At 68.8% G+C, this 10,663-nt stretch carries 11 protein-coding genes; 7 read left to right on the forward strand and 4 right to left on the reverse strand.

Features of this window, described 5'->3' with window-relative positions; genetic code table 11:
* From VFL64_RS20175 to VFL64_RS20190, 4 genes are all read left to right on the forward strand, one after another.
* Window positions 1-234: NAD(P)(+) transhydrogenase (Re/Si-specific) subunit beta (locus VFL64_RS20175; protein ID WP_489542176.1), on the forward strand; the 234-nt coding region annotated here is incomplete at its 5' end.
* A gap of 167 nt (window positions 235-401) precedes the next feature.
* Window positions 402-2,075: a long-chain-fatty-acid--CoA ligase gene (locus tag VFL64_RS20180; protein ID WP_489542177.1), complete on the forward strand. Its 1,674-nt coding sequence runs from the start codon at window positions 402-404 to the stop codon at window positions 2,073-2,075.
* Between the two features lie 208 nt (window positions 2,076-2,283).
* Window positions 2,284-2,745, forward strand: a complete 462-nt coding sequence (locus VFL64_RS20185; protein ID WP_489542178.1) for a hypothetical protein — start codon at window positions 2,284-2,286, stop codon at window positions 2,743-2,745.
* Window positions 2,746-2,776: 31 nt separating this feature from the next.
* Window positions 2,777-3,277: a hypothetical protein gene (locus tag VFL64_RS20190; RefSeq protein ID WP_489542179.1), complete on the forward strand. Its 501-nt coding sequence runs from the start codon at window positions 2,777-2,779 to the stop codon at window positions 3,275-3,277.
* Here the strand turns inward: VFL64_RS20190 and VFL64_RS20195 are convergent.
* Window positions 3,274-4,212: a hypothetical protein gene (locus VFL64_RS20195; RefSeq protein WP_489542180.1), complete on the reverse strand. Its 939-nt coding sequence runs from the start codon at window positions 4,210-4,212 to the stop codon at window positions 3,274-3,276. The genes VFL64_RS20190 and VFL64_RS20195 overlap by 4 nt on opposite strands.
* A 33-nt stretch (window positions 4,213-4,245) precedes the next feature.
* On the opposite strand from VFL64_RS20195, the gene VFL64_RS20200 reads away from it, so the two are divergent.
* The 3 genes from VFL64_RS20200 (at window position 4,246) to VFL64_RS20210 (ending at window position 7,622) form a co-directional block, all read left to right on the forward strand.
* Window positions 4,246-4,962: a 16S rRNA (uracil(1498)-N(3))-methyltransferase gene (locus VFL64_RS20200; protein WP_489542181.1), complete on the forward strand. Its 717-nt coding sequence runs from the start codon at window positions 4,246-4,248 to the stop codon at window positions 4,960-4,962.
* 16 nt (window positions 4,963-4,978) lie between these two features.
* Window positions 4,979-6,163 (forward strand): MFS transporter, encoded by a 1,185-nt coding sequence (locus VFL64_RS20205; RefSeq protein ID WP_489542182.1) that lies wholly within the window; start codon window positions 4,979-4,981, stop codon window positions 6,161-6,163.
* A 67-nt stretch (window positions 6,164-6,230) separates the two neighbouring features.
* Entirely contained in the window at window positions 6,231-7,622 is a 1,392-nt protein-coding gene (locus VFL64_RS20210; RefSeq protein ID WP_489542183.1) for a sensor histidine kinase, read from the forward strand.
* Here the strand turns inward: VFL64_RS20210 and VFL64_RS20215 are convergent.
* The 3 genes from VFL64_RS20215 to VFL64_RS20225 all read right to left on the reverse strand — a co-directional run.
* Window positions 7,611-8,855, reverse strand: coding sequence for a THUMP domain-containing class I SAM-dependent RNA methyltransferase (locus VFL64_RS20215; RefSeq protein WP_489542184.1), 1,245 nt, complete (start codon window positions 8,853-8,855; stop codon window positions 7,611-7,613). The two genes, VFL64_RS20210 and VFL64_RS20215, sit on opposite strands and share 12 nt — an antisense overlap.
* Complete coding sequence (locus VFL64_RS20220) at window positions 8,855-10,387, reverse strand: RNA polymerase factor sigma-54 (RefSeq protein WP_489542185.1); 1,533 nt, start codon at window positions 10,385-10,387, stop codon at window positions 8,855-8,857. The genes VFL64_RS20215 and VFL64_RS20220 overlap by 1 nt, the downstream gene beginning before the upstream one ends.
* A gap of 21 nt (window positions 10,388-10,408) precedes the next feature.
* The coding region (locus VFL64_RS20225) for an ABC transporter ATP-binding protein C-terminal domain-containing protein (protein ID WP_489542186.1) at window positions 10,409-10,663 on the reverse strand (255 nt) is incomplete at its 5' end.

The following is a 10,663-nucleotide window of genomic DNA, read 5'->3' on the forward strand; positions in this document are numbered from 1 at the left end:
ATCATCCTGGGCGCCAACGACGTGGTGAACCCGGCGGCGCACACCAAGGGCAGCCCGATCTACGGCATGCCCATCCTGGAGGCGTACAAGGCCAAGACCATCATCGTCAACAAGCGCTCGATGGCTGCCGGCTATGCCGGCCTCGACAACGAGCTCTTCTACATGGACAAGACCATGATGGTGTTCGGCGACGCCAAGAAGGTGGTCGAAGACATGGTGAAGGCGGTCGAGTAGACCAAGCCCTCGCCCCCACGGGCCACGCCGGAGCGATCCGCGTGGCCTTTTTCTCGCCGACTCAAAAAACGAACGTTCGTTCGACGCTCGAAAGCCCTGATGTTCCGGCTGTCAGCCATGCGTCAGAATCGCGCACTTTCACGAGATAAGAAGCACCGGAGAATCTGATGGAAAAGACTTGGCTCAAGCAGTACCCCGCAAGCGTGCCTGAGCAGATCAACTTCAATGAGTACGCCTCGCTGACGGCGCTGATTGAAGAGGCCCTGAAGAAGCACGCTGCCGCCACGGCCTACAAGTTCATGGGCAAGAGCTACACCTTCGCCCAGGTCGACGAGCAATCGCGCGCCTTCGCCGCCTACCTGCAGTCGCAAGGCCTGGAGAAGGGCGACCGCGTCGCCATCATGATGCCCAACGTGCCCCAGTACCCGATCGCCGTGGCCGGCATCCTGCGCGCCGGCATGGTGGTGGTGAACGTCAACCCGCTGTACACGCCGCGCGAGCTGGAGCACCAGCTCAAGGACTCCGGCTCCAAGGCCATCGTCATCATCGAGAACTTCGCCGCCACGCTGCAGGCCTGCTACGCCGCCGTGCCGACCAAGAAGGTGATCCTCGCCGCCATGGGCGACATGCTCGGCTTCCCCAAGGGTGCCATCGTCAACTACGTGGTGCGCAACGTGAAGAAGATGGTGCCGGCCTTCACGCTGCCCGGCGTCGTGCGCTTCAACGACGCCGTCGCCGCCGGCCGCAAGGCGGCCTACCGCTCGCCCGACCTCAAGCCGACCGACATCGCAGTGCTGCAGTACACCGGCGGCACCACCGGCGTGAGCAAGGGCGCCGTGCTGCTGCATCGCAACCTGGTGGCCAACACGCTGCAGTGCGAAGCCTGGTACCAGCCCGCGCTGAAGAAGATTCCCGCGGGTGAGCAGACCATCACCGTCTGCGCACTGCCGCTGTATCACATCTTCGGCTTCACCTCGAACATGATGCTGTCGATGCGCACCGGCGGCTGCAACATCCTGATCCCCAACCCGCGCGACATCCCGGCGGTGTTCAAGGACATCGCCCGCGAAGGCGTGCACAGCTTCCCGGCCGTCAACACGCTGTTCATGGCGATGGCCAACCACCCCGACTTCAACACCGTCGACTGGAGCAAGCTGAAGATCAGCGTCGGCGGCGGCATGGCGGTGCAGCAGGCCACGGCCAAGCTGTGGCTTGAGAAGACCGGCTGCCCGATCTGCGAAGGCTATGGCCTGTCGGAGACCTCGCCCTCGGCCACCTGCAACCCGACCGACAGCGAAGCCTTCACCGGCACCATCGGCCTGCCGCTGCCCAACACCGAACTGGCTTTGCTCGACGACGACGGCAACGAGGTCGCGGTCGGCATGCCGGGCGAAATCGCCATCCGCGGCCCGCAGGTCATGGCCGGCTACTGGCAGCGCCCCGACGAGACCGCCAAGGTGATGACGGCCAGCGGCTTCTTCCGCACCGGCGACATCGGCACGGTGGATGCGCGCGGCTACTTCCGCATCGTCGACCGCAAGAAGGACATGATCCTGGTGAGCGGCTTCAACGTCTACCCGAACGAGATCGACGACGTGGTGACGCAGATGCCCGGCATCCTCGAGTGCGCCGCAGTGGGGGTGCCCGACGCCAAGACCGGCGAGGCCGTCAAGCTGGTGATCGTGCGCAGCAACCCGGCCGTCACCGAGGCCGACGTGCGCGCCTACTGCGAAGCCAACATGACCGGCTACAAGCGACCGAAGATCATCGAGTTCCGCAACGAGCTGCCCAAGACGCCTGTGGGCAAGATCCTTCGCCGCGAACTGCGCGACAAGGCCTGAGCCCGGGAGTGCATGGCCTGCAACGAAATGCCGTTGCAGATGGCGGGAAATGTGACAATTTCCCGCCTTGCCGGTTCTAATGCGGAACGCTGCCGGACAGGACGGCACCCAAGCCCTTCAGGTTCGCGCAATGCGCGCACACTGGAGGCGCAGTCACCCACGGAGGTCAGCAGTGATCTGGTCCAAGACAGATGCGGGACGAGTTGAGATGCAGACCCGTGCCCTGGTCAAGGAGCGCCACCAGCGCAACCTCCTGCTGCTGATCGACGGGGTGAAAACCGAAGAAATGCTGCTGGCCAATGTGGTCGGCCTGAAGCCCGAAGACTTCAAGTTCCTCGAGTCCCTCGACCTGATCGCGCCGGTGCATGGGTCGTCCAGCCGCACGGCATCGGCCAACACGGCACCGTCGCCGCTCAACACCCGGCCGGCACCGCTGGGCGACGACACCGCCACCGACCAGCCCCTCGACTACGCGCAGTTCACCGCCACGCTCACCAAGCTGATTTCCAGCGAACTGGGCTTGCGTGGCTTCACGCTGACCCTCGCGGTCGAGAAGGCCAGCAGCATCGAGGAACTGCGCGACGTGGCCAACCGCGTGCTTGAACAGATCCGCGAGCGCAAGGGCTTGCCGGCCGCCGAGAAGGCGCGCCGTTCGCTGTTCGGCACCTGACCCCCGGCGGCCTGGTTCTTCCTCTCCCGCCATGACGTTCTGGCGCGCCTTGCGGCGTGCACTTCGTGCGGTGCTGCTGGCGCTGGCGGCCGTCATCCTGTTCATCGAAGAGTGGGGCTGGCGGCCGCTCACTGCAGCGGTGGCCTGGTTTGCACAGTGGCCGCCGCTGGCGCGGCTCGAAGCCGCGCTGCGCCGCGTGCCGCCCCGCGTCGCGCTGGCGCTGTTCCTGGTGCCGGCGGTGCTGCTGTTCCCGGTCAAGCTGCTGGCGTTGTGGCTCATCCACCTCGGCCACGCGGCGCTGGGCCTGGGGGTGATCGTGGCGGCCAAGCTGCTGGGCACGGCCCTGGTCGGCCGGCTCTTCGTGCTGACCGAGCCGCAGCTGGTGCAGTTCGCGTGGTTTGCGCGGGCGCTGGGCTGGTGGCGCGCCACCAAGGCGCGCATCAAGGCGGCGGTGCTGCGTTCTGCCGGCTGGCGTGCCGTGCAGGTCGCGAGGCGGCGGCTGCGGGTGGTCTTCCGCCGTTTCGGGCGCTAGCGCCTGAAGCTGGGCAGCTTGCGGCGCCGGCCTTCGAACCAGTCGGTCAAGCCGGCGTCGTTGAACTGCGCGGCCAGGACCTCGGCGCGCGTGAGGGCGCCGTGTGCTTCGTCGGCCATGCCCAGCCATTGGCAGGCGTTCCAGCGTTCGAGCTCCAAGAAGGCGCGGTCGACGTTCTCTTCATGCGCACTGTCATGGGCATCGAGCAGCGCGAGCCCGGCGAGCGCATGTCGGCGCGTGCCGTGCGGCTCGCCGAGCGCCGTGCAGGCCAGGGCGCGCAGGTAGAGCGCGCGCTCCTGCTGCACCCAGGTGCCGGCGGCTTGCCACAGCCGCAGTGCGATCTCGGCACCGTTGGCGAGCGCGGCGCGCAGGGGCGCGTTCTGCAGCTCGGCTTCGGGCCGGGAGAGCAGGTCGTTGGCGAGGTTGTTGGCGCAGGCCGCGGCCTGGGCGTCGAGCGCGCTGCCGGTCGGCCAGTGGATGGCGTCGAAGGGCACGAGGGCCTTCAATGCGCCGACACCGGCCTCACCGGCCGGGCGCGAAGGCATGAGGTACATCGCGGCGCTGAGCGCCAGCAGCTCCTGCACGCGCTCGGCTGATGCGCCGCTGCCGGCCACCAGCGCATCGGCGGCCAGCGCGAGCGGCGCGCCCGCATCGGCCACCAGCGCGGCCGAGCCCAGTTGGCGCCACAGCACCAAGGGCGGTGCGGGCTGTGCGAGGGCGATCAGCTGCTGTTGCCGTTGCAGGGCCTCGGGCCAGGCGAGCAGCTTCTCGCCCAGCACGTGGTTGAGCAGGAAGGCGAGGCGCGGCCGGCGCTCGGCGGGCAGTTGGGTCGCGTCGATCTGGCGCAACAGGGCTGCGCCGCGAAGCGGCTCCGCGTCGTGGCAGGCGTCGGCTTCGCTCAGGCGTTCGATGTCGGTGCTCATGTCGGTGCTCATGGCGGCGACTCTAGCTGAGGCACACTCGCCCGCATGCCCGCACGCCTCTACATCGAGCATCCGCTCGCTGCCGACACCTCTCTCAGCCTGCCGCCCGGCCCGGCGCGCCATGTGCAGGTGCTGCGCCTGCAGCCCGGCGAAGAGATCACGCTCTTCAATGGCCACGGCGGCGAGTGGCGCGCCACCGTGCTGCAGATGGGCCGCAGCGAGGTGCAGGTGCAGGTGCACGCACACGATGCGGCCGAGCGCGAACTGGCGCTGCCGATCACGCTCGCCGTCGGCATGCCGGCCAACGAGCGCATGGATGCGCTGGTGGAGAAGGCCACCGAACTCGGCGTGCATGCGATCCAGCCGCTGATCACCGAGCGGTCGGTGCTGCGCCTGAGCGGCGAGCGCGCCGAGCGGCGGCAGGCGCATTGGCAGGGCGTGGCCATCGCCGCCAGCGAGCAGAGCGGGCGCACCCGCGTGCCCGCGATCGCGCCGGTGCGCACGCTCGCCGAGTGGCTGCGTGGCCTGCCAGCGGCCAACGGCGAACAGCGCTGCCTGCTCAGCCCGCGCGCCACGCAGCCACTGGCTGCACCCGAGCGCGCCGTGCTGTTCCTGAGCGGCCCCGAAGGCGGCCTGAGCGACGGCGAAGAAGCCCAGGCCGTGCAGGCCGGCTTCGCGGCGGTGAGCCTCGGCGCGCGCGTGCTGCGTGCCGACACCGCACCGCTGGCGGTGCTCGCGCACCTGGCGCTGTCTTCCCTCTGAAACGGATCTCGCTTCCATGAACGCCCCCTTGCTGTGGCTGACCCTGTGCCAGGGCCTCTTCCTGATCAACAACGTGACCTTCATCGCCATCAACGGCCTGGTGGGCCTGCAGCTCGCGCCCACGGCCTGGCTCGCGACCTTGCCGGTGATGGGCTATGTGGCGGGCGGCGCCCTCTTCACAGCGCTGGTGGCGCGGCACCAGCGCCTCTGGGGCCGCAAGCGTGCGTTCCAGGCCGGGCTGGTGGTGGCGATGGCCTCGACCGCGGTGTGCGCCTGGGCCGCCATTCACCACGAGTTCTGGCTGCTGGTGGCGGCCACGATGGTGGCCGGCTACTACAACGCCAACGCGGGCCTCTACCGCTTCGCGGCCGCCGAGCTGGTGGCGCCGGCCTTCAAGGAGCGTGCGATCTCGTGGGTGCTGGCCGGCGGCATCCTCGGCGCCGTGGTCGGGCCGCAGCTGGCCAGCAGCACGCGTGACGTGCTGCCCGCGCCCTTCGCCGGCGCCTACGCCGCCCTGGTGGGCGTGGCGCTGCTGGCCTTCGCGGTGCTGTCGTTCATCCCTTTCCCGCCGCTGCCGGTGGCCACGGCCGAGAAGCCGGGCCGGCCACTGCGCGAAATCGCGCGCCAGCCGGAGTTCATTGTCGCGGTCGCGGCCAGCTCGCTGGGCTACGGCGTGATGAGCCTGCTGATGACGGCCACTCCCATCGCGATGGCGCAGTGCTCGCATCCCTTCAAGAGCGCGGCCCTGGTGCTCGAATGGCACGTGCTCGGCATGTTCGTGCCCAGCTTCTTCACCGGCAGCCTGATCAAGCGCTTCGGCGTGCTGCCCATCCTCGTCGTGGGCCTGCTGCTCAACATCGCGTGCGTCGCGATCGCGCTCTCGGGCGTGGACCTGATGCACTTCGTCAGCGCGCTGCTCCTGCTCGGCGTGGGCTGGAACTTCCTCTTCATTGGCGGCACGACCTTGCTCACCCAGGCCTACCGGCCCGAGGAACGCACCACCGCCCAGGCGGCGATGGACTTCTGGGTCTACCTCACCACGACGCTCACCGCCTTCAGCTCGGGCGCGCTCGTCACCACCGGGGGCTGGACCTGGATGAACCTCGGCAGCCTGGTGCCGCTTGCCCTGCTGGGAGTGGCCTTGGTGTGGCTGAAGACACGCAGATCGGGGGAGGCTGCGGCGGCTACTGGTTTGTCCTAGACGCCGGGCGAGACATTCCATCGTTCACTGGGATCTCGCAGGCCCTGGGCAGGAGGCGCGGCGCGCAATGCAATCCATGGAGGTCTATGCCGTCGCGGGGGCAATCGCCCTCGGCGTGCTCTCGCTGCTGTATGTCGTGGTGTGGCGCCGCCAGCGCCTGGAGTGGTCGGCCTGCTTCGCCCTGGGCTACGGCGCCGTGGCGCTTGTCTATGCCTTCGACCGTCACACGCAGCCGGTGGCTGGGCGGCCCCACACATTGGCCACGCTGGTTGGCATGTTCACGGTGGCAATGGTGACGCTGGGTTTCCTGCGCTACGCGCAGATTCCGCAGCCGACGCAGCGGCGCATCGACCGCGCGGTGCTCGGCATCTCCCTCGTGTTCGCGGCGCTGGTGCTGGCTGGTCTTGTCAGCCGTCTCGTGGGCTTTACCGTCTTCGCCAGCTTCCTTGGTTTCCAGTCCCTGCTGGCGCTGTGGGCCATGCGGCGCGAGCCGGGGCACGGGCACGCACTGGTCTTTGCCGCGCTGATGCTCTACCCCGTGCTGGCTGCGGTTGCGTGGGCGGGCTGGATCGAGGTGTCGGTGCTGCGCTATGCGGCCATCGTGCCGGTGACCGTCAGCGGCATGACCATCCTCACCACCGGCCTGCTGCGCGCGCAGCGCATCGCCGCCGACGAGCTGGCGCGGCGGCGCGAGGCCGAGGTGGCGCTGCAGGCGCTCAACGATTCACTGGAGCAGCGCGTGGCGCAGCGCACCGCCGAGCTGCACGAGGTGGTGGCTGGCCTGGAGGGCTTCAACCGCAGCATCTCGCACGACCTGCGCGGGCCGCTGGGCGGCATCGCCGGGGTGTCGCGGCTGGCGCAGGAGGCGCTGGGCCGGCATGACGCCGCCACCGCGCAGCGCATGCTGACGGTGATCACCTCGCAGGCGGAGGCGAGTGCCCAGCTGGTGACCGACCTGCTCTCGCTGGCCCGCGTGGCCGAGGCCGACCTCACGCCGCAACCCATCGACCTGCAGGCCTTCGTGCGCGACACGCTCGAGCAGATGCGCCTGGCGCAGCCCGACATGACGCCACCGCCGATCGATGTGCGCGAGCTGCCGGTGGTGGAGGCCGACCCCGGCCTGCTGCGCCAGGTCTACGTGAACCTGCTCGGCAATGCGATCAAGTTCAGCCGCGATGCACAGTCACCGCGCATCGAGGTGGGCGCCTTCGAGCGCGAGGGCGAACAGGTCTGCTATGTGCGCGACAACGGCGTTGGCTTCGACGCCGACCAGGCCGAGCGCCTGTTCCAGCCCTTCCGGCGCCTGCATGGCCAGCGCTTCGCCGGTCATGGCGTGGGCCTGAGCATCGTCAAGCGCATCGTCGAGCGGCACGGCGGCCAGCTGTGGGCCCAGGCTCAGCCGAACGCGGGCGCGACCTTCTTCTTCAGCCTGCCGGCGTCGAACGCGTCACCCCACTGAACGTGCCGAACCGGCCACCAGGTCGAAGCGGAACAAGCGGCATTCGATCGGCCCGTTCCACATCGGCACGCGGCGCGATTCCTTCAGGCGCATCGCGCTCGGCAGCTTCATGTCGGGGCTGAGCACCCAGGCCGTCCAGCCCGCGGGGTGCTGCGTGTAGGCGCGCTTCCAGTGGGCCGAGAGGCGGGGGAAGAAGTCGTCGGGAGCGGCTCTGTTGTCATCCGATCGATCTTGCGCCGAGGGCCGCGCCGCCTTGCCCGCCACGTCGATGCGCTCGCCATAGGGCGGGTTGATCATCAGGGTGCCGTGCAGGTGTTCGGGCAGCACGGGCGCAGGCCGTTCCAGCGCATCGCCGCCGTTGAACTGGATCGCATGCTCCACGCCGGCTCGCTGCGCATTGCGGCGCGCGAAGTCGACCATGCGAAAGGCCACGTCGCTGGCGTAGATCGGCACGGCGTTCGCATGGATGCGTGCCTGCGCGTGGCTCTTCAGGCGCTGCCATTGCGCGCGCGACTCGCTGTCGGCAAAGGGCAGCAGGCGCTCGAAGGCGAAGCGGCGCTTCAGGCCCGGCGCGATGCCGCAGGCGATCTGCGCGGCCTCGATCGCGATGGTGCCGCTGCCGCAGCAGGGGTCGTGCAGCGCGCCACCTTCTTCGGGCGTGCCGCGCCAGCCGGCCGCGGCCAGCATGGCGGCGGCGAGCGTTTCCTTCAGCGGGGCGTCGCCCTTGTCTTCGCGCCAGCCGCGCTTGAAGAGCGACTCGCCCGAGGTGTCGACGTACAGCGAGGCGTGCGTCTCGCCCAGGTGCAGCACCAGCTGCAGGTCGGGGCGCTGGGTGTCGACGCTCGGGCGCTCGCCGGTGGCCTCGCGCAGCTGGTCGCACACGGCGTCCTTCACGCGCAGCGCAGCGAAGTTGAGGCTGCGCAGCGGGCTGCGCTGGGCGGTGGTGTCGACGCGCAGCGTGTGCTGCGGCGTGATCCACTGCTGCCAGTCGACGCTGCGCGCCAGCGCGTACAGATCGTCTTCGCTCTGGTACGGCCCGGCCGCGACTTCGGCCAGCACGCGCTGCGCAAGCCGGCTCTCCAGGTTGAGCGTCATCACGTCGAGCGGATCACCGTCGACGCCCACGCCGCCGCGGCCGGTGTGCACGCGGGCTTGCGGAAGGATGCGCTGCACCTCCTCGGCCAGCCAGGCTTCGACGCCGGCGGCGCAGGGCAGGAACAGGGGCAGGGCCATTACATCGTCCGCCGCAGGTTGGCCGGCGCGATGCGCAAGGCCTCGCGGTACTTGGCGACGGTGCGACGCGCCACCTGGATGCCCTGCTCTTCGAGCATCTTCGAGAGCTGGCTGTCCGACAGCGGCTTGGCCGGGTCTTCGGCGGCCACCAGCTGCTTGATGAGCGCGCGCACCGCGGTGCTTGACGCGTTGCCGCCGGCCTCGGTGTTGAGCGAGGAGCCGAAGAAGTACTTGAGCTCGAAGGTGCCGAACATGGTCGCCATGTACTTGGCGGTGGTCACGCGCGAGATGGTCGACTCGTGCAGGCCCAGCTCGTCGGCGATCTCGCGCAGCACCAGCGGCTTCATCGCGATCTCGCCGTGCGTGAAGAAGCTCTTCTGCCGCTCGACGATGGCCTGGCTCACGCGCTGGATGGTGTCGAAGCGCTGCTGGATGTTCTTCATGAACCAGCGCGCCTCCTGCAGGCGCGAACTGAGCGCGCCATTGGCGCCGCCCGAGCCACGGCTGCCGCGGATGGCCTGGGCATAGAGGTCGTTGATGCGTAGCTTGGGCATCACGTCGGGGTTGAGCACCACCTTCCAGTTGCGGCCCGACTTCTGCACGATCACGTCGGGCACGATCACGTTGGCCTCGGCGCGCGTGAACGGGCGGCCCGGCTTGGGCTCGCAGGCCACGATCTTGGCCTGTGCCTCCTTGATCAGCTCTTCGTCGGCACCGGTGGCGGCCATGAGTTTCTTCATGTCGCGCTTGGCCAGCAGCTCCAGGTGCTGCTTGCAGATCATGATGGCGATCAGCTGTGCCTCGCAGCGCGCCTGCGCACGCAGCTGCAGGATCAGGCACTCGCCCAGGTCGCGCGCGCCCACGCCCAGCGGCTCCATGTTCTGCAGCCACTTGAGGGCGCAGTGCAGGCGCTCGAGCAGCTCCTCGCGCTGCTCGTCGTCGCTGGCGAGTTCGGCGGCGATCTCTTCCAGCGCATCGGCCAGGTAGCCGTCTTCATTGAGCGATTCGATCAGCACCGTCACCGCCGCCGCATCTTCCGGGCTCAGGCGCATGCCCAGCAGCTGGCGGCGCAGGTGCTCCTGCAGGCTGATGCTCTCGCTGTTGCGCTCGTGCGGGTCGAAGTCGTCGTCGCTGTCGTTGTTGCTGCCGGTGCCGCTGCCGCTGGGCAGCTCGCGGATGCCGTCGAAGTCGTCGCGCTCGGTGCCGTTTTCCCAGTCCTCGCGCTCGGTGGTGCCGAACTCGGCGCTGTCGACGCCGGGAGTCTCGTCGCCACCCGCGTCGCTGCCGGCGGTTTCCGAGACGCGTTCGGCTTCGCGCTCGGCCACCTGCTCCGAGGGCGAGCTGCGCTCGGTCATCGGTTCGAAGGCGGGCGCGGCGTCTTCCTCAGCTTCGAGGAAGGGGTTCTGCTCCAGCATCTGCTCCACCTCCTGGTGGAGTTCGAGTGTGGAGAGCTGCAGCAGGCGGATCGACTGCTGGAGCTGCGGCGTCAGCGCGAGGTGCTGAGACAGGCGAACCTGTAGTGACGGTTTCATACTGCTTGGTCCGTCAAGAGATCACATCCTGAAGTGTTCGCCGAGGTAGACCTTTCGAACGTCGGCGTTCTCCACGATCTCACCGGGTGTGCCTTCCGCCAGCACCCGTCCCTCGCTGATGATGTAGGCGCGGTCGCAGATGCCCAGCGTCTCGCGCACGTTGTGGTCGGTGATCAGCACGCCGATGCCGCGTGCCTTCAGGAACCCGATGATGCGTTGGATCTCCAGCACCGCGATCGGGTCGACGCCCGCGAAGGGCTCGTCGAGCAGGATGAA

This window comes from Rhizobacter sp. (genome assembly GCF_035702065.1).
Classification (GTDB): Bacteria; Pseudomonadota; Gammaproteobacteria; order Burkholderiales; family Burkholderiaceae_C; genus Rhizobacter.